This window comes from Azospira restricta (assembly GCF_016858125.1).
GTDB lineage: Bacteria > Pseudomonadota > Gammaproteobacteria > Burkholderiales > Rhodocyclaceae > Proximibacter > Proximibacter restrictus.
Window position 1 is genome coordinate 1,031,182 of the sequence record NZ_CP064781.1, and the last position, 20,145, is coordinate 1,051,326.

Sequence of the window (20,145 nt, forward strand, 5' to 3'; positions counted from 1 at the left end):
GTCAGCGGCTCAGTAGCCGGTCTTCAGCGGCGCGTTGTCGGCGGGCGCGGCGGCCTGCGGGGCGGCCGGAGCGGTGGCGCCGGCCGCCTCCTGCTTGGCCTTGTTGGCGGCGGCGCGCTCGTGCGCGTCGCTGACCGCCTTGGCGGCTTCCGGCGGCATGTAGTTCTCGTCGTGCTTGGCCAGCACCTCGCTGGCGACGAAGCGGTTGCCGCCGGCATCGAGCTTGCCCTGCGCGACGACGCCCTTCCCTTCCTTGAACAGGTCGGGGAGGATGCCCTTGTAGGCGACCGGCAGGTCCTTCTCGGTGTCGGTGACGATGAAGCTGACGGTGACGCCGTCGGCCTCGCGCTTCACCGAGCCCTCCTTGACCATGCCGCCGATGCGGAAGGCCTTGCCCTGCGGCGCCTTGCCGGCGAGCACGTCGGTCGGCGAGATGTACAGCGCGATGTTGCTGTTCAGCGCATTGAGCACCAGCGTCGCGGCGAGGCCGAGCACGACGAGGCCGCCTCCGATCAGGGCAATGCGTTTTTGACGGGCTTTCATGGAGGACTCCTGTTACTGCGGATGGTTCGGGGTGGGCGGCGTGCGCCGTTCGCCGGCGGATTTCGTTTCCGCCCGGAGCTGCCGCTTGAGGCGGGCGATCAATTGGTTTCGACGGCGCACGGCGAGCATCGGTTCCAGCGCCAGGATCAGCGCGGTGACGCCGAACGAGCCCCAGACGTAGAGGCCGTAGCCGCCCATCGCCAGGAAGTCGGAGAAGCTCTGCCAGTGGATGTTCATTTCGTGCCCTCCGCCTGCAGCACGCCCTTCACCCACTCGCTGCCGCGCTCGCGCTCGAGCATGATGCCGCGCACCCGGTAGAGCGCGACGGCGATGCTGTACATCCAGAACGCCAGCGCCATCAGCAGCATGCCCCACAGCATCAGCGCGGCCATCGACGGCGACTTGGTCAGGCTCACCGACGAGCCCTGGTGCAGCGTGTTCCACCACTTCACCGAGAAGTAGATGATCGGGATGTTCACGACGCCGACCAGCGCCAGCACGGCGCCGGCCTTGTCGGCGCGGCGCGGGTCGTCGATCGAGGCCTGCAGCGCGATGAAGCCGATGTAGAGGAAGAGCAGGATCAGCTCCGAGGTCAGCCGTGCATCCCACACCCACCAGGTTCCCCACATCGGCTTGCCCCACAGCGCGCCGGTCCACAGCGAGAGGAAGGCCATCAGCGCCCCGGTCGGCGCCAGCGCCTGCGCCATCATCCCGGAGAGGCGCGTGTTGTAGGCCAGCCCGAGGCCGGCCCAGAAGGCCATCACCAGGTAGATGAACATGCTCATCCACGAGGCCGGGACGTGCACGAAGATGATGCGGTAGCCCTCGCCCTGCTGGAAGTCGGTCGGCGCGACGGCGAGGCCCAGCCACAGCCCGGCGGCGCCGAAGACGACGGCCGCCGCGGCGAACCACGGGATCAGCTTCCCGGCGAGCGGGTAGAAGCTCTGCGGCGAGGCGTACTTGAACCAGTTGATCAGGCGGTTGTTCACGTTATCCCACTATTCGAGCGAAATTCTCAAGGCCGCCGCGGTTGCCCACGGCGCGAAAAACACGCCGGCGATCGCCAGCGCGCCGAGGATCGACAGGTGCGCCTCGGCGCCGAGGCCGGTCACCGTCGCATCGACCGCGCCGGCGCCGAAGATCAGCACCGGGATGTACAGCGGCAGCACCAGCAGCGACACCAGCACGCCGCCGCCGCGCAGGCCCAGCGTCAGCGCCGCGCCGATGGCGCCGATGCCGGACAGCGCCGGCGTGCCGATCAAGAGCGACACGGTCAGCACCAGCAGCGCGTCGCCGGCCAGGTCGAACTGGATGCCGAGCACCGGCGCCAAGAGCGCCAGCGGCAGGCCGGACACCAGCCAGTGCGCGAGCACCTTGCCGAGCACGGTCAGGCCGAGCGGCTGCGGCGCCAGCACCAGCTGCTCGAGCGTGCCGTCGCGGTAGTCGTCGGCGAACAGCCGCGGCAGCGACAGCATCGTCGCCAGCAGCGCGCCGACCCACAGCACCCCCGGGGCCAGCTTCCGCAGCAGGTCCGGCTCCGGACCGACGCCGAGCGGGAACAGGCTGGCGACGATGATGAAGAAGAACAGCACCGACACGATGTCGGCCTGCCGGCGCATCGCCAGCCGCAGATCGCGCGCGGTGATCGCGCCCACCATGCCGATCATGAGAGCTTCAGCTCCTTCACCGCGCCGGCGGGAATGTCCACCGCCTGGTGCGTGGTCAGCACGGCCATCCCGCCGCGCTGCAGGTGGGCGCCGATCAGCCCGGCCAGCCAGGCCACCGCCGCCACGTCGAGGGCGACGAAGGGCTCGTCGAGCACCCACAGCGCGCGCTTTTCATGCACCAGCCGGGACAGCGCGACGCGCCGCTTCTGCCCTTGCGACAGGTACTTGCAGGCGAGGTCCTCGCGCCCGGCCAGCCCGACCGCTTCCAGCGCGTCGATCGCGTCGTCCTCGGAGAGGGCTTCGCCGGCGAGGTGCGCCGACGCCAGCAGGTTCTCGAGCGGCGTCAGCTCCTCCTTGATCGCGTTCAAATGGCCGAGGTAGCACAGCTCCTCGCGGAATTCGTCGCCGAGTTGGCCGATCGGCTCGCCCTTCCAGCGGATCTCGCCGGCGACCGGGTGCGTCAGCCCGCAGATCATGCGCAGCAGCGTCGTCTTGCCGGCGCCGTTCCTGCCCTGCAGGAACAGCATCTCGCCGCCGTCGACGCGGAAGCCGATGCGCGAGAACAGGCGCCGTTCGCCGCGCTGGCATTCAAGGTTGGAGGCTTCGAGCATCAGGGAGCGGGGCGGGGGCGGATGAAAGCGTGCGCGTATTTTGGGGCAGCTATTGTAGCGGGGGGTTGATGCGCATCAAATGGCGGCTTCGCGCCGGGAAAAATTTGATGTGGGTCAAATTTTGTTTTTTTCTGACGATAAGATTAAAAAAGTTGCTTGTTATCAATGAAGTCGAAATTTTGATATGTATCAAAAATAAGATATCACTTGTTTTGTGCATGCGCCCTTTAAAAGTGCATGTTTTGTGCCCGATGGCGGTGCTTCATTGGTCAGGATGGTCCGCCGGTCTGTTCTTCATGTCGTTGTTGAAAAAGGGTTTTGTTGTCATTTGTTGCGATTGGCACAGGAATTGCGAGTCGGTCTCCGTTTTGGTTTCAACAAACGGGAGAGGTCGCAATGAAGAAGGAAAAACTGATACTGGTCGGCAACGGCATGGCCGGCGTCCGCGCCATCGAGGAACTGCTCGCGCTGGCGCCGGACAAGTACGAGATCACCGTGTTCGGCGAGGAGCCGCACGGCAACTACAACCGCATCCTGCTCTCGCACGTGCTCTCGGGCGAGAAGCCGTTCGCCGACACGGTGCTCAACGACCGCGCCTGGTACGAGAAGCACGGCATCCGGCTGGAGAGCGGCAGGAAGGTGGTGGCGATCAACCGCGCCCGCCGCCAGGTGATCGCCGCCGACGGTACCATCGCCGACTACGACAAGCTGCTGCTCGCCACCGGTGCGCGGCCGACGATGATGCCGCTGCCCGGCAGCCACCTGTTCGGCGTCATGAGCTTCCGCAACATCGCCGAGGTCGAGACGATGCTCGACCTCGCCCGCCCCGGCCGCCGCGCGGTCGTCGTCGGTGGCGGCCTGCTCGGGCTGGAGGCGGCCTACGGCCTGAAGCAGCGCGGCATGCAGGTGACCGTCGTGCACCTGATGGACAAGCTGATGGAGCGCCAGCTCGACGCGCCGGCGGCGGCGCTCTTGAAGCGCTCGCTGGAAGAGCGCGGCATCGCCGTCGAACTCGGCGCCGAGACGCAGGGCTTCGTCGGCGGCAAGCAGGTCGAGGCGGTACGCCTGCGCGACGGGCGCACGCTGCCGGCCGACCTCGCGGTGGTCGCCATCGGCATCCGCCCCAACGTCGAGCTGGCGCAGCAGTCCGGCATCCATTGCCAGCGCGGCATCGTCGTCAACGGCAGCATGCAGACCTACGATCCGCGCATCTACGCGGTCGGCGAATGCGTCGAGCACGCCGGCAACACCTACGGCCTGGTCGCGCCGCTGTTCAAGCAGGCGAAGGTCGTCGCCAACCATCTCGCCGGCCTCGGCCATGCGCGCTACGAGGACCAGCCGTTGGCGACCAAGCTGAAGATCACCGGCATCGACCTCTATTCGGCCGGCCACTTCGGCGGCGGCGACGGCTACGAGGAGCTGGTCATGGAGGACCCCGGCCGCGGCGTCTACAAGAAGCTGGTGATCCGCGATAACCGGCTCGCCGGCGCGCTGCTCTACGGCGACACGACGAACGAGACCTGGTACTACGACCTGATGCGCGACGGCTCGGACATCTCCGAACTGCGCCCGAACCTGCTGCACGGCCACGGCCACCTGGGCGACGCCGGCCACAGCGGCGCCGTCGCCGTCGCCAGCATGCCCGACGAGACCGAGGTCTGCGGCTGCAACGGCATCACCAAGGGCATGATCGTCAAGGCGATCACCGACAAGGGGCTGTTCACGCTCGAGGAGGTGCGTTCGCACACCAAGGCCTCGGCGTCCTGCGGCTCGTGCACCGGCAAGGTCGAGCAGATCCTCGCCTTCACGCTCGGCGGCGACTACAGCCCGGCGCCGCAGGAAAAGCCGCTGTGCGGCTGCACCGAGCACACCCACGCCGAGGTGCGCAACGCGATCCGCGAGCAGCACCTGACGACGATTCCAGAAACGATGCGCTTCCTCGAATGGAAGACGCCGGACGGCTGCCCGAAGTGCCGGCCGGCGCTCAACTACTACCTGATCTCGACCTGGCCGGGCGAAGCCAAGGACGACCCGCAAAGCCGCGTGCACAACGAGCGCGTGCACGCCAACATCCAGAACGACGGCAGCTACTCGGTGGTGCCGCGGACCTGGGGCGGGCTGACCAACGCCAAGGAACTGCGCGTCATCGCCGACCTCGCCGAGAAGTACAACGTGCCGGTCAAGGTCACCGGCGGCCAGCGGCTGGCGATCCCGTTCATCAAGAAGGAGGATCTGCCCAAGGTGTGGGCGACGCTGAACGACAACGACATGCTCTCCGGCTTCGCCTACGGCAAGGCAGTGCGCTCGGTGAAGTCCTGCGTCGGCAAGGGCCTGTGCCGCTTCGGCACGCAGGACTCGCTCGGTCTCGGGGTCGCCGTCGAGAAGAAGTTCTGGGGCGCGTGGACGCCGCACAAGTTCAAGATGGGCGTCTCCGGCTGCCCGCGCAACTGCGCCGAGGCGACGATCAAGGACTTCGGCATCGTCGGCGTCGATTCCGGCTGGGAGCTGCACGTCGGCGGTACCTGCGGCGTGCGCGTGCGCGCCACCGACCTGTTGTGCAAGGTCGCCACCGACGACGAGGCGATCGAGCACGCCGCCGCCTTCCTGCAGCTCTACCGCGAGGAGGGCTGGTACCTGGAGCGCTCGTCGGCGTGGATCGAGCGCGTCGGCATGCCCTACGTGAAGAAGCGCATCCTCGACGACGGCGCAGCGCGCCAGGCGCTCGCCGAGCGCTTCTGGCACGCGCAGCAGTTCGCCCAGGTCGACCCCTGGCAGGACCGCGCGAAGTCCGACCGTCCCGATTACGAATACGCGGCGCTCGAAGTCGTCGAAGCCGCCGCCTGAACGAAGGAGAAACGAACATGACGACGATTAGGAACGAGATGCAGTGGATCGACGCCGGCCCGCTCGAGGCCATCCCCAGCCCCGGCGCCCGCCGCCTGCCGAGCGCGCACGGCGACATCGCCGTCGTCCGCACCGGCAGCGGAGCGGTCTACGCGATCGACGACCGCTGCCCGCACAAGGGCGGCCCGCTCAGCCAGGGCATGGTCTTCGGCGAGCGCGTGCAGTGTCCGCTGCACGGGTTGGTCATCGACCTGCCGACCGGCTTCGCCGTCGGCCCCGACACCGGCGCGGTGAGCACCTATCCGGTGCGTGTCGCCGACGGCCGCATTCTCGTCGGGCTGTTGCCGCAGACGGCGAGCGCCGCCTGCGGCGGCGGCTGCGCCTGCGCGCAGGCGGCCTGAACCGGGGCGTTTCCGGCAACGGGGGCTGCGGCCCCCGTTTGTTTTTTCAGCGTGGGATAGAATCGCAGCCTCGCTTCGGGGGTGGCATGGACGCGGGCAAACTCACCATCACAGTCGGCTGGGACGGCGCGCGCTGCGTGACGGCGGCACTCGCCTCGACGCGGCCGCAGGCGGCGCAGGCGCTCGTCGGCCGCGACGCCGACGAGGCGGTGGCGCTAGTGCCGCGGCTGTTCTCGCTGTGCGGCCAGGCGCAGGGCCTCGCCGCGCGGCTGGCGCTGGCAGCGGCGCGCGGCCAGCCCGCCGCTGCCAGCGCCTGTGCGGCGGCGCGGCGTGCGGTCGTGCTCGAGGCGATCGGCGAGCACCTCTGGCGGCTGTGCCTCGACTGGCCGCCGCTGCTCGGCGGCGCGCCCCGCCTCGACGACTTCCGCCGCTGGCGGCAGCGCCTCGCCGCAGCGGCGCCGGCCGACGATGCGGCGCTCGCCGCCGAACTACTCGCCTTTCTCCCTTCGTTGGCGCCGGGCGCCTGGCCGGCGGAAACAGCGGCGCCGAGCGTCGCGCTGCTGCCGCCGGTTGCCGCCGCCGAGTGGGCGCGCGTCGGCATCGACGCGGCCTTCGCCGCCTGTCCGCAATGGCAGGGCGCGCCGGCTGAAACCGGCGCGCTGGCGCGGCACGCCGGCGATGTCGCCGTCGCCGGGTTGCTGGCGCAGGGGCGGCGGATCGCCGCCCGCGTCGCGGCGCGGCTGGCCGACCTGCGCGAGCTGGCGGCGACCCTCGTCGACCCGGCGCGGGTTGTCGACTGGTTCGACGCGGCGCCCGTGGCCGCCGGCGTCGGGCTGGCCCGCGTCGAAACCGCGCGCGGACTCCTCCTCCATCTGATGCAGGTCAAGGACGAGCGGGTGGGGTGCCATGTTATCGTCGCCCCCACGGAGTGGAATTTCCATCCGCAGGGGGCGTTTGCCGGCGAGATCGCCGGCATCCCGGCGGCGACGCGCGACGCGGCGGCCGCGGCGGCGCGCCGGCTGGCGCTGGCGCTCGACCCCTGCGTCGCTTACGAGGTGGTGGTCGAAGATGCATGAAATGTCGCTGGCCGAAGGGGTGGTCCAGATCATCGAGGACGCCGCCCGCGAGCAAGGTTTCCGTAAGGTGAAGACGGTATTTCTGGAGATCGGCTGGCTGTCGTCGGTCGAGCCGGACGCGATGGCCTTCTGCTTCGGTGCGGTGTCGCGCGGCACCATTGCCGACGGCGCGACGCTGGAGATCATCGAGGTCCCGGGCCGCGGCGAATGCCTGTCCTGCGGCAGGACGGTCGAGATCGGCGCCGTCTTCGACCCCTGCCCGGAATGCGGCGGCTACCCGGTGCATCCGACCGCGGGCACCGAAATGCGCGTCAGGGAACTCGAAGTCGACTAAAAAAGAACGACGGAACAGCAGCACACTGGAGGAGCGAGAAGGATGTGTACCACTTGCGGCTGCGCTGCCGGCGAAACGCGCATCGACGGCGAAGCCGTGCACGGCCATGACCATGAGCACTGGCATGTACACGCCGACGGCACGGCGCATGCGCATCCGCCGGCGAACAATCCTTACCGGCCGGCGGCGCCGGCGCATGCCCATCGCCACGGCGACGCCGCCGCCGCCGCGCACGAGAGCGCCGGCTCCGTCCATTACGGCCACGGCCCGGCCGGCGCGCACGCGCCGGGGATGTCGCAGTCGCGCATGGTGCAGATCGAGCGCGACATCCTGTCCAAGAACGACGCCTACGCCGCGCAGAACCGCGCCCGCTTCCTTGATCAGGGCATCTTCGCGCTGAACCTGGTCTCCAGCCCCGGCTCGGGCAAGACGACGCTGCTCTGCCGGACGATCGACGCGCTCAAGACGAAGCATGCGCTGGCCGTGATCGAGGGCGACCAGCAGACCAGCCACGACGCCGAGCGCATCCGCGCGACCGGCGCGCCGGCCTTGCAGATCAACACCGGCAAGGGCTGCCACCTCGACGCGCTGATGGTCGGCCACGCCGTCCAGAAGCTGGCGCCGGCGGACGCTTCGCTGCTCTTCATCGAGAACGTCGGCAACCTCGTCTGCCCGGCCGCCTTCGACCTCGGCGAGGCGCACAAGGTGGCGATCCTGTCGGTCACCGAGGGCGAGGACAAGCCGCTGAAGTACCCGGACATGTTCCGCGCCGCGTCGCTGATGCTGGTGAACAAGATCGACCTCCTGCCCTACGTGAACTTCAAGCTCGACGAGGCGATCGCACACGCCCGCCGCGTCAATCCGCAGCTGGCGGTGATCCGGGTGTCGGCGACCAGCGGCGAAGGCTTCGCCGAGTGGCTGGGCTGGATCGAGGCCGGCCTCGCCGCGCAGGCAGCGAAGCGGCAGGAGACGGTGGCGTCGCTGAAGCGGCGCATCGCCGAACTCGAAGCCCGGCTCGCGCAAGGCTGATCCCGTCGCGGTCCGACCATGCCCGGCATCGTCTGCCAGCGCATCCGCGTCACCGGCGTCGTCCAGGGCGTCGGCTACCGGCCGTTCGTCTGGCGGCTGGCCAACGAGCTCGAGCTGCACGGCTGGGTGCGCAACACCGGCGGCGGCGTCGAGATCGAGGTCTGCGGCAAGCCGCCGCAGGTCAACGCGCTGATCGAGCGCCTGTCGCGCGAGGCGCCGCCGCTGGCGCGCGTCGACGACGTGCGCGCGCACCCCGCCGAACGCAAGGGCGATGCCGCGGCCGAGTTCGTCATCCTCGACAGCGACGGCGGTCCGGCGACGACGACGATCGGCCACGACACGGCGATCTGCGCCGACTGCCTCGGCGAGCTGTTCGACCCGAAGTCGCGCCGCTGGCGCTATGCCTTCACCAACTGCACGCACTGCGGCCCGCGCTATACGATCAGCCGCGGCATCCCGTACGACCGCGCGCGCACCGCGCTGGCGCCGTTCCCGTTGTGCCGCGACTGCCGCCAGGAATACGAACGCCCGGCCGACCGCCGCTTCCACGCCGAGGCCAACTGCTGCGCGAAGTGCGGCCCGCGGCTGACGCTGCTCGACGAGAGCGGCGCCGAGATCGCCGGCGACCCGCTGGCGAAGACGCTGACGCTGCTGCGCCAGGGCGGCATCGTCGCCATCAAGGGGCTGGGCGGCTTCCACCTCGTCTGCGACGCGCGCAACGCCGAGGCGGTGAGCGCGCTGCGCGAGCGCAAGGCGCGCGAGGAGAAGCCGTTCGCGGTGATGGTCGCCAACCTGGCGTCGGCGTCGTCGCTGGTGCAGGTCGGCATCGGCGAGCCGGCGCTGCTCGAAGCGGCCGAGCGGCCGATCGTGCTGATGAAGAAGCGGCACGCCGCCGACGAGCGCCTGCCCGGCGTCGCGCCGGGGATGGCTTGGCTCGGGCTGATGCTGCCGTACACGCCGCTGCACTACCTGCTCTTCCACGAGGCCGCCGGGCGGCCGGCCGGTACCGCCTGGCTGTCGCGGCCGCAGGAGCTGGCGCTGGTGATGACCAGCGCCAACCCCGGCGGCGAGCCGCTGGTGACCGGCAACGACGAGGCACTGCTGCGCCTCTCGGAGATCGCCGACGCCTACCTGATCCACGACCGCGACATCGTCGTCCGCTGCGACGACTCGGTGCTGCGCGCCGCGCCCGGCGGCTTCCAGTTCCTGCGCCGGGCGCGCGGCTTCACGCCGCGCGCGATCAGGCTGCCCTACCCGGGACCGGCGACGCTGGCCGTCGGCGGCTGGTTCAAGAACACCGTCTGCGTCACGCGCGGCAACGAGGCCTTCGTCTCGCAGCACATCGGCGACCTCGACAACGCCGCGACCTGCAGCTTCTTCGAGGAAACCGTCGCGCACCTGCTGGCCGTGCTGCAGGTGAAGCCGGAGCGCGTCGCGCACGACCTGCACCCGGATTTCCACTCGACCCGCTTCGCCGCCGACTACGCGCGCATGCGCGGGCTGCCGGCGATCGCCGTGCAGCACCACCATGCGCACCTGGCGGCGGTGCTCGCCGAGCACGGCATCCGCGACGCGACGATCGGCCTCGCGCTCGACGGCGTCGGGCTGGGCAGCGACGGCGGCGCCTGGGGCGGCGAGCTGTTGCACGCCGCGCGCCGCAGCTGCCGGCGCCTCGGCTCCTTGCGGCCGCTGCCGCTGCCCGGCGGCGACCGCGCCGCGCGCGAACCGTGGCGGATGGCGGCGGCGGTGCTGCACCGCCTCGGCCGCGCCGACGAGATCGAGCGCCGCTTCGCCGACCAGCCGGCGGCGACGATGCTCGGCCAGCTGCTCGAACGCGGCGTCAACTGCCCGCCCTCGTCCAGCCTCGGCCGCTGGTTCGACGCCGCCGCCGGCCTGCTCGGCGTGTGCCGGACGATGGCCTTCGAGGGCCAGGCGGCGATGCTGCTCGAAGGGCTGGCGGAACGCTACGGCGAGATGCTGCCGATCGACCACGGCTGGCGGATCGACGGCGGCGAGCTCGACCTGACGCCGCTGCTCGCCGTGCTCGCCGACGAGACCAATCCCGGCCGCGGCGCCGCGGTGTTCCACGCGACGCTGGCGGCGGCGCTCGCCGACTGGGTGCGCGGCTTCGCCGACGGCGGCCGGGTGCTCGGCGCCGGCGGCTGCTTCCTCAACCAGGTGCTGGTGCGCGGCCTGCGCAGCCGGCTGGCGACGCACGGGCTGACGCTGGTCGAGGCGCAGCGGCTGCCGCCGAACGACGGCGGGCTGGCGCTCGGCCAGGCCTGGGTGGCGATGAATTCCGACATCGAGGAGCACTGAATGTGTCTCGCACTCCCCTGCAAGGTCGTCGCCATCGACGGCGAGACGGCGACGATCGACGTCTCCGGCATGAAGAAGGACATCTCGCTGGCGCTGCTGGACGACGTCGCCGTCGGCGACTACGTGATCGTCCATGTCGGCTACGCACTGACGAAACTCGACCCGGACGAGGCCGAGAAGACGCTGGCGCTGTTCGCCGAGATGGGCGAGCAGGCAATGGCCGAGGCGGCGCGTGAAATACATTGACGAGTTCCGCGACGGCGACCTCGCGCGCGGCCTCTCCGCCGCGATCAGGCAGGCCGCCGTGCCTGCGCGCAGCTACCACTTCATGGAGTTCTGCGGCGGCCACACGCACGCCATTTCGCGCTATGGCGTCGCCGACCTTCTGCCCGACAACGTGCGCATGATCCACGGCCCGGGCTGCCCGGTCTGCGTGCTGCCGGTCGGCCGCGTCGACATGGCGATCCGCCTCGCGCTCGACTGCGGCGTGACGCTGTGCACCTACGGCGATACCCTCCGGGTACCGGCCTCGGACAGTCTTTCGCTGATGAAGGCGAAGGCGCGCGGCGGCGACATCCGCATGGTCTATTCGAGCGCCGACGCGCTGAAGGTCGCGCAGGCCAACCCGGAGAAACAGGTCGTCTTCTTCGCCATCGGCTTCGAGACGACGACGCCGCCGACGGCCGTCGCCATCAAGCAGGCGCAGGCGCTCGGCCTGAAGAATTTCTCCGTGCTCTGCTGCCACGTGCTGACGCCGTCGGCGATCAGCACCATCCTCGAATCGCCGGAAGTGCGCCAGTGGGGCACCGTGCCGCTCGACGGCTTCATCGGCCCGGCGCACGTGTCGACGATCATCGGCAGCCAGCCCTACGAGTTCTTCGCCGAGGAATACAGGAAGCCGGTGGTGATCGCCGGCTTCGAGCCGCTCGACGTGATGCAGGCGATCCTGATGCTGGTGAAGCAGGTGAACGAAGGCCGCGCCGTCGTCGAGAACGAGTTCTCGCGGGCGGTCACGCGCGAGGGCAACGTCAAGGCGCAGAACCTCGTCGCCGAGGTCTTCGAGCTGCGCCGCCAGTTCGAGTGGCGCGGCCTCAACGTCGTGCCGTATTCCGGGCTGAAGATCCGCAAGGAATTCGCCGAGTTTGATGCCGAGCAGCGCTTCCCGGTTGCCTACGTCTCGGTCGCCGACAACCGCGCCTGCGAGTGCGGCGCGATCCTGCGCGGCGTGAAAAAGCCGCAGGACTGCAAGCTGTTCGGCACCGTGTGCACGCCGGAGAACCCGGTCGGCTCGTGCATGGTGTCGTCCGAGGGCGCCTGCGCGGCGCACTACACCTACGGTCGCTACAAGGATTTCCAATGAGTGAAGTGAAGCGCGGCTACGTCCGCCCGCTCGACATCAGGCACGGCCGCATCGACCTGTCGCACGGCTCCGGCGGCCGCGCGATGGCGCAGCTGATCGAGGAACTGTTCGCGGCGGCCTTCGACAACGAGTTCCTGCGCCAGGGCAACGACGGCGCGACGCTGCCGGTGCCGGCCGGCGGCCGGCTGGTGATGGCGGCCGACGCGCACGTCGTCTCGCCGCTGTTCTTTCCCGGCGGCGACATCGGCTGCCTCTCCGTGCATGGCACGATCAACGACGTCGCGGTGATGGGCGCCAAGCCGCTGTGGCTGTCGGCCTCGTTCATCCTCGAGGAGGGCTTTCCGCTCGCGGATCTCAAGCGCATCGTCGAGTCGATGGCGAGCGCGGCGAAGGACGCCGGCGTGCCGATCGTCACCGGCGACACCAAGGTCGTCGAGCAAGGGAAGGGCGACGGCGTGTTCATCACGACCACCGGCGTCGGCGTCGTTCCCGACGGACGCGAACTGTCCGGCGACCGGGCGCGGCCGGGCGACGCGATTCTCGTCTCCGGCACCCTCGGCGACCACGGCATGGCGATCATGGCCGAGCGCGAATCGCTCGGTTTCTCGGCGCCGATCGAGTCCGACACGGCGGCCTTGCACGGGCTGATCGAGGCGCTGCTGGCGAGCGGCGCCGACGTGCGCGTGCTGCGCGACCCGACGCGCGGCGGGCTGGCCACGACGCTGAACGAGATCGCCCGCCAGTCGAAGGTGGGCATGATGCTGCAGGAGAAGTCGCTGCCGGTGAATCCGGAAGTCGCGGCGGCCTGCGAGTTCCTCGGGCTCGACCCGCTCTATGTCGCCAACGAGGGCAAGCTGGTGGTGATCGTCGCGCCCGAGGATGCGGAGCAGGCGCTTGCCGCGCTGCGTGCGCATCCGCTCGGCGCGCGGGCGGCGGCGGTCGGCACGGTGCATGAAGACCCGCACCACTTCGTGCAGATGACCACCGCCTTCGGCGGCAAACGCATCGTCGACTGGCTGACGGGGGAACAGCTCCCCCGCATCTGCTGAGCGATCGGGATCAGCGGTAGTCCGAGATGACCACGGCCGCGACGTCTTCGACCTCGTCGAACACCATGCGGCGGGCTTCGTCGTGGTCGCGCGCGTTGTCGACCGAGAAGCACTGGGTACGGCCGTCGGCGAAGCGCACGGCGGCGATGAAGCGGAGGCGGCGGCTGGTGCGCCGTTTGGGTGCAGCGGCGGCGCTGCGTTTGGGCGAGGCTTGCGACATGGTTGGCTCCCTGGTGTCCGGTTCGCCTTCTGGGAGGCGTCGGGCGCATCGTGGCATAGCTGAAGTGTTTGAAAAATAAGACGAAAGTTATATGTGTATGCATCTGGCTTGGGTGGTGCGCGAAAAGGCTTGCGGCGACAGGGATCGCACTTTGCGCGTCGCAGTGAAAAAACCCTTGCGGCATGTCACGGGGTGAGGCGATGCGCATCCTGTTCCTGACCCATACCTTCAACAGCCTGACGCAGCGCCTGTACTGCGAACTCGTCGAACGCGGCCATCAGGTCTCGATCGAGTTCGACATCACCGATTCGGTCGCCGAGGAGGCCGTCGCGCTGTTCCGGCCCGACCTGATCGTCGCCCCCTACCTGCGCCGTGCGATCCCGGAATCGATCTGGCGGCAGCACACCTGCCTGATCGTGCATCCCGGCATCGTCGGCGACCGCGGCCCGTCGGCGCTCGACTGGGCGATCCAGGAGCAGTGGCCGGAATGGGGCGTCACCGTGCTGCAGGCCGAGGCCGAGATGGATGCCGGGCCGATCTGGGCGGAGGAGCGCTTCACGCTGCGCGTCGCGAAGAAGTCGAGCCTGTACCGCAACGAGGTCACCGAGGCGGCGACGCGCGGCGTGCTGAAGGCGGTCGAGCGCTTCGCCGCCGGCAACTTCGCGCCGACGCCGCTCGACTACGGCAACCCGGACGTGCGCGGCCGCCTGCGCCCGCTGATGACGCAGGCCGAGCGCGCGATCGACTGGTCGCGCGAGACGACGGCGACGGTGCTGGCGAAGATCAACGCCGCCGACGGCTTCCCCGGCGTCGCCGACCGCCTGTTCGGCCGGCCCTGCCATCTATTCGACGCCTGCGCCGAGAGCGTGCTCAAGGGCGCGCCCGGCGAACTGGTCGCGCGGCGCGAGACGGCGCTGTGCCGCGCCACCGTCGACGGCGCGGTGTGGCTCGGCCACGTCAAGCGTGCCGACAGTGCGCATCCGTTCAAGCTGCCGGCGACGCTGGCCTTCGCCGACGGAGCGCGGGCCTTGCCGGAGGCGGCGCTCGACGGCTGGTGGGCGCCGCAGCATGCGACCTGGCAGGACATCCGCTACGAGGAGGCGCAGCAGGTCGGCTTCCTGCATTTCGACTTCACCAACGGCGCGATGGGCACGCGGCAGTGCCGGCGCCTGCTCGCCGCCTACCGCTGGGCCTTGGGCCGTCCGACGAAGGTGATCGTGCTGATGGGCGGCCGCGACTTCTGGTCGAACGGCATCCACCTGAACCTGATCGAGGCGGCGGAAAGCCCCGCCGACGAATCGTGGGCCAACATCAACGCCATCGACGACCTGGCCGAGGCGATCATCACCACCGGCTCGCACCTCACCATCGCCGCGGTGCAGGGCAATGCCGGCGCCGGCGGCTGCTTCCTCGCGCGCGCCGCCGATTTCGTCTGGATGCGCGACGGCGCGCTGATGAACCCGCACTACAAGAACATGGGCAACCTGTTCGGCTCCGAATACTGGACCTACCTGCTGCCGCCGCGCGTCGGCATCGAGGGCGCGCGCGCGATCATGCAGCACCGCCTGCCGCTCACCGCGAAGGCCGGCGTCGCCAGCGGCTTCGTCGACGCCTGCCTGGCCTCGGACATCGCCGCCTTCCGCGTCGACGTCGCGCGCCGCGCGGCCGAACTGGCGGCGGCGCCGGACCTCCACGAACGGCTTGCCGCCAAGCGCGAGAAGCGCGCCGACGACGAGGCGGCGAAGCCGCTCGCCGCCTACCGCAACGAGGAGCTCGAGCATATGCGCCGCAACTTCTACGGCTTCGACCCGAGTTACCACGTCGCCCGCTTCCACTTCGTGCACAAGTCGCCGCAGTCGTGGACGCCGCGCCATCTGGCGAAGCACCGCGACCTCGGCTGGACCGTCCCGTGCGCAGAGGTGCCGGCATGAGCGCGCCGCTGCGTGCCGGCAACGGCAGGCTGCCGGCGGTCCTCGTCGTCGACGACGAGCTGCGCTCGCGCGAGGCGCTGCAGCGCACGCTGGAGGAGGACTTCGCGGTGTTCACCGCCGACGGCGCCGAGACGGCGCAGGCGGTGCTCGAACGCGAAGCCCCGTTGGGCGGCGTGCAGATCGTGCTCTGCGACCAGCGCATGCCGGGGACCACCGGCGTCGAGTTCCTGAAGGGCGTGCGCGAGCGCTGGCCGGATTCGGTGCGCATCATCCTCTCCGGCTACACCGAGGCCGAGGACATCATCGCCGGCATCAACGAGGCCGGCATCTACCAGTACCTGTTGAAGCCCTGGCAGCCCGAGCAGCTGCTGCTGACGCTGAAGAACGCCTGGAACATCTCGCGCCTGCAGCAGGAGAACCAGCGCCTGTCGCTCGAGCTGCGCGCCGCCGAACCGGTGCTGAAGAGGCGCGTCGAGATGAAGTACGAGCGGGTGAAGCGCGAGTTCGGCGTAGACGGCCTGGTGCGTGCGCCGCACAGCCCGCTCAACGCAGTCGTCGCGCTGATCGGGAAGGTCGCCCCGTTCGACCTGTCGGTGCTGATCAGCGGCGAGTCGGGCACCGGCAAGGAGATGGTCGCGCGCGCGATCCACTACGGCAGCCGCCGCGCCGGCCGGGCCTTCGTCGTCGAGAACTGCGGCGCGCTGCCCGACCAGCTGCTCGAGGCCGAACTGTTCGGCTACAAGCGCGGCGCCTTCACCGGCGCCTACGAAGACCGCATCGGGCTGTTCCAGCAGGCCGACGGCGGCACCATCTTCCTCGACGAGATCGGCGAGACCTCGCCCGCCTTCCAGGTCAAACTGCTGCGCGTGCTGCAGGAAGGCGAGTTCCGCCCGCTCGGCGGCGCGCGGCCGGTGTCGGTCGACGTGCGCGTGATCGCCGCCACCAACCGCGACCTCGAGGCCGAGGTGCGCGAAGGGCGCTTCCGCGAGGACCTCTACTACCGGCTGGCGACGGTGCCGCTGCACGTGCCGCCGCTGCGCGAGCGGACGATGGACATCCCGCTCTTGGCCGAGCGCCTGCTCGAGGCGTCGAAGCGGGCGCTGGGCAAGGACTGCGACGGCTTCACCGGCGAGGCGGCGGCCTGCATCGCCGCCTACCGCTGGCCGGGCAACGTGCGCGAACTGCAGAACGAGATCCTGCGCATGCTGGCGCTGACCGACGGGCCGCGCCTCGGCGCCGAGCTGCTCAGCCCGCGCGTGCTGCGGACGCCGGTCGGCGAGACGCAGGCGGCCGACCTGTCGCTGCTGGCGGGCCTCGACGGCGGGCTGAAGGAACGCATGGAGCAGCTGGAGGCGCAGGTGGTCAAGGAGGCGCTGATCCGCCACCGCTGGAACAAGTCGAAGGCGGCCGCCGAACTCGGGCTGTCGCGCGTCGGTTTGCGCAACAAGCTCGAGCGCTACGGGCTGGAGCGCAAATGAAGATCCTCTGGCTGCAGGCTTCCGGCTGCGGCGGCTGCACGCAGTCGCTGCTAGGCGCCGAGTCGCGGCGCGGCGTGCTGGCGCGGCTCGCCGGCGGCGGCGTCGAGCTCGTCTTCCACCCGGCGCTGGCGGAAGCCAGCGGCGACGAGGCGCTGGCGCTGCTCGCCGCCGCCGCCGACGGCACCCTCGCCTTCGACGCACTGTGCGTCGAGGGCGCGCTGCTGCGCGGGCCGAACGGCAGCGGCCGCTTCCACGTGCTGGCCGGCAGCGGCGTGCCGATGATCGACTGGGTGCGCCGGCTGGCCGCGCGCGCCCGCCATGTGCTGGCGATCGGCAGCTGCACCGCCTACGGCGGCATTGCCGCCTCCGGCGACAACCTGCTCGAAGCCTGCGGCCTGCAGTTCGACGGCGCCGAGCCGGGCGGCCTGCTCGGCGCCGATTTCCGCGCCGGCAGCGGGCTGCCGGTGGTCAACGTCGCCGGCTGCCCGATCCACGCCGACTGGGTCGTCGACACGCTGCTGGCGCTCGCCGCCGGCGCCTTCGCCGCCGGCGACCTCGACGCGCTGCAGCGGCCGCGCTTCTATTCCGAGCAACTGGTCCACCACGGCTGCCCGAAGAACGAGTTCTACGAATTCAAGGCCAGCGCGCAGAAGCCCTCCGACCTCGGCTGCCTGATGGAGAACCTCGGCTGCAAGGGCACGCAGGCGCACGCCGACTGCAACGTGCGGCCGTGGTACGGCGTCGGCTCGTGCCTGCGCGGCGGCTTCTCGTGCATCGCCTGCACCGAGCCCGGCTTCGAGGAACCGGGGCATCCGTTCATGGCGACGCCGAAGGTCGCCGGCATCCCGATCGGCCTGCCGCTGGACATGCCGAAGGCCTGGTTCGTCGCGCTCGCCGCGCTGTCCAAGTCGGCGACGCCGAAGCGCGTGCGCGAGTCGGCGACGCGCGACCATCCGCTGCCGCTGCCGTCGACCAAGAAGGGGCCGCGCCCGTGAGCCGGCTCGTGATCGGCCCGTTCAACCGCGTCGAGGGCGACCTCGAGGTGGCGCTCGACGTCGCCGACGGCCGCGTGCGCGGCGCCGAGGTCAGCGCCTCGCTGTACCGCGGCTTCGAGAACCTGCTCGTCGGCCGCGACCCGCTCGACGCGCTGGTGCTGGTGCCGCGCATCTGCGGCATCTGCTCGGTGTCGCAGTCGGCCGCCGCCGCCGCTGCGCTGGCCGCCGCCGCCGGCCTCGTCATGCCGGCCAACGGCCGCCTCGCGCAGAACCTGATCCACTGCTGCGAGAACCTCGCCGACCACCTGACGCACTTCTACTGCTTCTTCATGCCCGACTTCGCGCGCGACGGCTACGCCGGCGCGCCGTGGCACGCGGGCGTCGCCGAACGCTTCCGCGCGCAGCGCGGCAGCGCGCTCGCCGACTGGCTGCCGGCGCGCACCGACTTCCTGCGCGTGCTCGGCTACCTCGCCGGCAAATGGCCGCACACGCTGGCGCTGCAACCGGGCGGCACGACCCGGGCGATCACGCCGACCGAGAAGGTCCGGCTGGCCGAGGTGCTGCGCGAGTTCCGCGACTTCCTCGAGACGACGCTGTTCGCCGACGCGCTGGAAGCCTTCGCCGCGCTCGACTCGCCGGCGGCGCTGGCGGCCTGGGCCGAGGCGCGCGACGGCGACCTCGCCCGCTTCGTGCGCGTCGCCCTCGCGCTCGGGCTGGAGCGCGTCGGCCGCGCCGGCGACCGCTTCCTGTCCTTCGGCGCCTACGCCGCCGCCGGCGGCCCGCTCTTGCCGCGCGGTGTCTGGCAGGACGGCGCCGCGCTGGCGCTCGACCCCGCTGCCATCGTCGAGGACGTCAGCCATGCCTGGCTGGAGGACGGCGCCGCGCTGCCGCCGGCCGCCGGCGAGACGCGACCGCTCGCCGACCCCGACGCCAAGCCCGCCGCCTACTCGTGGTGCAAGGCGCCGCGCTACGCCGGCCGCGCGGTCGAGACCGGCGCGCTGGCGCGCCAGCTGCTCGCCGGCCAGCCGCTGGCCGCGAGCCTCGTCGCCGCGCACGGCGGCAGTGTGCTGGCGCGCGTCGTCGCGCGCATGAGCGAGGTGGCGCGGCTGCTGCCGCAGATGGAGCAGTGGCTGCGCGAGATCGCTCCCGGCGAGCCGTTCTGCGCCGAATGGACGGCGCCGCAGGACGCGCACGGGGTCGGCCTGGTCGAGGCGGCGCGCGGCGCGCTCGGCCACTGGCTGACGATCGAGCGCGGCCGCATCGCCGGTTACCAGATCGTCGCGCCGACCACCTGGAACTTCTCGCCGCGGGATGCCGCCGGCCAGCCCGGTGCGCTCGAGCAGGCGCTGGTCGGCCTGCCGGTCGGCGCCGGCGAGCGGAACCCGCCGATCGTCCAGCACGTCGTGCGCTCGTTCGATCCGTGCATGGTGTGCACGGTGCACTGAGCCCGGACGCGATGCGCCGCCGGACTTTCGTCGCCTTCGCCGCCGCCGCGCTGCTCGCCGGCTGCGGCCGCAAACCGAAGCTCGCCGCACTGCCCGCCGGCGCCACCGTGCTCGCCTTCGGCGACAGCGTCACCTACGGTACCGGCGCCGCGCCGGGCGAGGACTGGCCGACGCGGCTGGCGGCGCGCTCCGGCTGGCGCATCGTCAATGCCGGCGTCCCCGGCGACACCGCCGAGGCCGGCCGGCAGCGGATCGGGCCGCTGCTCGACGAACACCGGCCGGCGCTGGTGATCGTCGAGATCGGCGGCAACGACTTCCTCAGGCGCCGCCCGCAGGCGGCGGTCAAGGAAGACCTGCGCGCGATCGTCGCCGCTGCCCGCGCCGCCGGTGCGCAGGTGGTGCTGGTCGCCGTTCCCGAGCTGTCGCTGCTCGGCGCGGTGACGCGCAAGCCGTCGGATGCGCCGATCTACGCCGAGCTGGGCGACGAGGAGAAGCTACCGGTGGTCGCCGACGTCTTCGCCGACACGCTCGGCGATCCGGCGCTGCGCGCCGACGCGATCCATCCCAACGCGCACGGCTATGAACGCATGGCCGGCGAGCTGCACGCCGCGCTGCGCCGGCTCGGCCTGCTGCGCTGACGCCGCCCGGCGAACGAATCGCCGTTTCCCCGGTCTTTTTTCTGATTGCGCCGCCTGCCAGCCGGTGCGGCCGCCGCGTGCGAATCGCGCCGCCGCGGCCGATGGTTGTGCGGGGCGGGCGCAGGGAATCTTTTTCCGTCCGCCGCTGTCCGACTGCTTCATTCCGGATTGATATTCGCGGGTCATTGCCGGCGCCGGCGGTCCC

20 protein-coding genes are annotated in these 20,145 nt (G+C 70.7%); 14 read left to right on the forward strand and 6 right to left on the reverse strand.

Annotated features, from left to right (window positions below; genetic code table 11):
* Positions 1 to 9: 9 nt before the first annotated feature.
* From ccmE to ccmA, 5 genes are read right to left on the reverse strand one after another with little or no spacing between them, the layout of a single operon-like run.
* The gene (gene ccmE / locus IWH25_RS04990) at positions 10 to 543 is read right to left on the reverse strand and encodes a cytochrome c maturation protein CcmE (protein ID WP_203388234.1); all 534 of its coding nucleotides are present in this window, start codon (positions 541 to 543) and stop codon (positions 10 to 12) included.
* A 12-nt stretch (positions 544 to 555) separates the two neighbouring features.
* Positions 556 to 780 carry a heme exporter protein CcmD gene (gene ccmD, locus IWH25_RS04995; protein WP_203388235.1) on the reverse strand — a complete coding sequence of 75 codons (225 nt, stop codon included), beginning with the start codon at positions 778 to 780 and terminating at the stop codon, positions 556 to 558.
* On the reverse strand, positions 777 to 1,532 hold the full coding sequence (locus tag IWH25_RS05000; RefSeq protein ID WP_238999007.1) for a heme ABC transporter permease: 756 nt from the start codon (positions 1,530 to 1,532) through the stop codon (positions 777 to 779). The genes ccmD and IWH25_RS05000 overlap by 4 nt, the downstream gene beginning before the upstream one ends.
* 9 nt (positions 1,533 to 1,541) lie before the next feature.
* On the reverse strand, positions 1,542 to 2,210 hold the full coding sequence (ccmB, locus tag IWH25_RS05005) for a heme exporter protein CcmB (RefSeq protein WP_203388236.1): 669 nt from the start codon (positions 2,208 to 2,210) through the stop codon (positions 1,542 to 1,544).
* A complete protein-coding gene (gene ccmA / locus IWH25_RS05010) occupies positions 2,207 to 2,821 on the reverse strand; it encodes a cytochrome c biogenesis heme-transporting ATPase CcmA (RefSeq protein ID WP_203388237.1) in 615 nt (204 codons plus the stop codon). Before ccmA ends, ccmB begins: the two co-directional genes overlap by 4 nt.
* Positions 2,822 to 3,217: 396 nt before the next feature.
* Here ccmA and nirB point away from each other — a divergent pair, with 396 nt between their 5' ends.
* The 9 genes from nirB to hypE all read left to right on the forward strand — a co-directional run bounded on the left by nirB (position 3,218) and on the right by hypE (position 13,233).
* Positions 3,218 to 5,665, forward strand: a complete 2,448-nt coding sequence (nirB, locus tag IWH25_RS05015) for a nitrite reductase large subunit NirB (RefSeq protein WP_203388238.1) — start codon at positions 3,218 to 3,220, stop codon at positions 5,663 to 5,665.
* A 17-nt stretch (positions 5,666 to 5,682) separates the two neighbouring features.
* Positions 5,683 to 6,066 (forward strand): nitrite reductase (NAD(P)H) small subunit, encoded by a 384-nt coding sequence (locus IWH25_RS05020; protein ID WP_238999008.1) that lies wholly within the window; start codon positions 5,683 to 5,685, stop codon positions 6,064 to 6,066.
* Between the two features lie 86 nt (positions 6,067 to 6,152).
* Complete coding sequence (locus tag IWH25_RS05025; protein WP_203388239.1) at positions 6,153 to 7,142, forward strand: nickel-dependent hydrogenase large subunit; 990 nt, start codon at positions 6,153 to 6,155, stop codon at positions 7,140 to 7,142.
* Between the two features lies 1 nt (position 7,143).
* The gene (locus tag IWH25_RS05030; RefSeq protein WP_471221819.1) at positions 7,144 to 7,476 is read left to right on the forward strand and encodes a hydrogenase maturation nickel metallochaperone HypA/HybF; all 333 of its coding nucleotides are present in this window, start codon (positions 7,144 to 7,146) and stop codon (positions 7,474 to 7,476) included.
* A 42-nt stretch (positions 7,477 to 7,518) separates the two neighbouring features.
* Positions 7,519 to 8,505: a hydrogenase nickel incorporation protein HypB gene (gene hypB / locus IWH25_RS05035; protein WP_203388241.1), complete on the forward strand. Its 987-nt coding sequence runs from the start codon at positions 7,519 to 7,521 to the stop codon at positions 8,503 to 8,505.
* Positions 8,506 to 8,523: 18 nt separating this feature from the next.
* Positions 8,524 to 10,824 carry a carbamoyltransferase HypF gene (gene hypF / locus IWH25_RS05040; RefSeq protein WP_203388242.1) on the forward strand — a complete coding sequence of 767 codons (2,301 nt, stop codon included), beginning with the start codon at positions 8,524 to 8,526 and terminating at the stop codon, positions 10,822 to 10,824.
* Complete coding sequence (locus IWH25_RS05045; protein ID WP_203388243.1) at positions 10,825 to 11,070, forward strand: HypC/HybG/HupF family hydrogenase formation chaperone; 246 nt, start codon at positions 10,825 to 10,827, stop codon at positions 11,068 to 11,070.
* Positions 11,057 to 12,184, forward strand: coding sequence for a hydrogenase formation protein HypD (gene hypD, locus IWH25_RS05050; RefSeq protein WP_203388244.1), 1,128 nt, complete (start codon positions 11,057 to 11,059; stop codon positions 12,182 to 12,184). The genes IWH25_RS05045 and hypD overlap by 14 nt, the downstream gene beginning before the upstream one ends.
* Positions 12,181 to 13,233 (forward strand): hydrogenase expression/formation protein HypE, encoded by a 1,053-nt coding sequence (hypE, locus tag IWH25_RS05055; RefSeq protein ID WP_203388245.1) that lies wholly within the window; start codon positions 12,181 to 12,183, stop codon positions 13,231 to 13,233. The genes hypD and hypE overlap by 4 nt, the downstream gene beginning before the upstream one ends.
* A gap of 10 nt (positions 13,234 to 13,243) precedes the next feature.
* Here the strand turns inward: hypE and IWH25_RS05060 are convergent, their stop codons facing one another.
* Positions 13,244 to 13,453, reverse strand: coding sequence for a hypothetical protein (locus tag IWH25_RS05060; RefSeq protein ID WP_203388246.1), 210 nt, complete (start codon positions 13,451 to 13,453; stop codon positions 13,244 to 13,246).
* A gap of 200 nt (positions 13,454 to 13,653) precedes the next feature.
* Between IWH25_RS05060 and IWH25_RS05065 the strand changes: the two genes are divergently transcribed.
* The 5 genes from IWH25_RS05065 to IWH25_RS05085 are packed head-to-tail and all read left to right on the forward strand — an operon-like array spanning position 13,654 to position 19,940.
* Complete coding sequence (locus tag IWH25_RS05065; protein ID WP_203388247.1) at positions 13,654 to 15,384, forward strand: hydrogenase maturation protein; 1,731 nt, start codon at positions 13,654 to 13,656, stop codon at positions 15,382 to 15,384.
* Positions 15,381 to 16,862: a sigma-54-dependent transcriptional regulator gene (locus IWH25_RS05070; RefSeq protein WP_203388248.1), complete on the forward strand. Its 1,482-nt coding sequence runs from the start codon at positions 15,381 to 15,383 to the stop codon at positions 16,860 to 16,862. The genes IWH25_RS05065 and IWH25_RS05070 overlap by 4 nt, the downstream gene beginning before the upstream one ends.
* The gene (locus IWH25_RS05075; RefSeq protein ID WP_203388249.1) at positions 16,859 to 17,857 is read left to right on the forward strand and encodes an NADH-quinone oxidoreductase subunit B family protein; all 999 of its coding nucleotides are present in this window, start codon (positions 16,859 to 16,861) and stop codon (positions 17,855 to 17,857) included. Before IWH25_RS05070 ends, IWH25_RS05075 begins: the two co-directional genes overlap by 4 nt.
* Complete coding sequence (locus tag IWH25_RS05080; RefSeq protein WP_203388250.1) at positions 17,854 to 19,302, forward strand: nickel-dependent hydrogenase large subunit; 1,449 nt, start codon at positions 17,854 to 17,856, stop codon at positions 19,300 to 19,302. Before IWH25_RS05075 ends, IWH25_RS05080 begins: the two co-directional genes overlap by 4 nt.
* A gap of 11 nt (positions 19,303 to 19,313) precedes the next feature.
* Positions 19,314 to 19,940, forward strand: coding sequence for a GDSL-type esterase/lipase family protein (locus tag IWH25_RS05085; protein WP_203388251.1), 627 nt, complete (start codon positions 19,314 to 19,316; stop codon positions 19,938 to 19,940).
* Positions 19,941 to 20,145 lie beyond the last annotated feature (205 nt).

Excerpts from the sequence above, each read along its gene's own strand:
- ccmE (WP_203388234.1), bottom strand. The coding sequence starts at position 543 with ATGAAAGCCCGTCAAAAACGCATTGCCCTGATCGGAGGCGGCCTCGTC.
- ccmD (WP_203388235.1), bottom strand. The coding sequence starts at position 780 with ATGAACATCCACTGGCAGAGCTTCTCCGACTTCCTGGCGATGGGCGGC.
- ccmB (WP_203388236.1), bottom strand. The coding sequence starts at position 2,210 with ATGATCGGCATGGTGGGCGCGATCACCGCGCGCGATCTGCGGCTGGCG.
- ccmA (WP_203388237.1), bottom strand. The coding sequence starts at position 2,821 with ATGCTCGAAGCCTCCAACCTTGAATGCCAGCGCGGCGAACGGCGCCTG.
- nirB (WP_203388238.1), top strand. The coding sequence starts at position 3,218 with ATGAAGAAGGAAAAACTGATACTGGTCGGCAACGGCATGGCCGGCGTC.
- IWH25_RS05020 (WP_238999008.1), top strand. The coding sequence starts at position 5,683 with ATGACGACGATTAGGAACGAGATGCAGTGGATCGACGCCGGCCCGCTC.
- IWH25_RS05025 (WP_203388239.1), top strand. The coding sequence starts at position 6,153 with ATGGACGCGGGCAAACTCACCATCACAGTCGGCTGGGACGGCGCGCGC.
- IWH25_RS05030 (WP_471221819.1), top strand. The coding sequence starts at position 7,144 with ATGTCGCTGGCCGAAGGGGTGGTCCAGATCATCGAGGACGCCGCCCGC.
- hypB (WP_203388241.1), top strand. The coding sequence starts at position 7,519 with ATGTGTACCACTTGCGGCTGCGCTGCCGGCGAAACGCGCATCGACGGC.
- hypF (WP_203388242.1), top strand. The coding sequence starts at position 8,524 with ATGCCCGGCATCGTCTGCCAGCGCATCCGCGTCACCGGCGTCGTCCAG.
- IWH25_RS05045 (WP_203388243.1), top strand. The coding sequence starts at position 10,825 with ATGTGTCTCGCACTCCCCTGCAAGGTCGTCGCCATCGACGGCGAGACG.
- hypE (WP_203388245.1), top strand. The coding sequence starts at position 12,181 with ATGAGTGAAGTGAAGCGCGGCTACGTCCGCCCGCTCGACATCAGGCAC.
- IWH25_RS05060 (WP_203388246.1), bottom strand. The coding sequence starts at position 13,453 with ATGTCGCAAGCCTCGCCCAAACGCAGCGCCGCCGCTGCACCCAAACGG.
- IWH25_RS05065 (WP_203388247.1), top strand. The coding sequence starts at position 13,654 with ATGCGCATCCTGTTCCTGACCCATACCTTCAACAGCCTGACGCAGCGC.
- IWH25_RS05070 (WP_203388248.1), top strand. The coding sequence starts at position 15,381 with ATGAGCGCGCCGCTGCGTGCCGGCAACGGCAGGCTGCCGGCGGTCCTC.
- IWH25_RS05075 (WP_203388249.1), top strand. The coding sequence starts at position 16,859 with ATGAAGATCCTCTGGCTGCAGGCTTCCGGCTGCGGCGGCTGCACGCAG.
- IWH25_RS05085 (WP_203388251.1), top strand. The coding sequence starts at position 19,314 with ATGCGCCGCCGGACTTTCGTCGCCTTCGCCGCCGCCGCGCTGCTCGCC.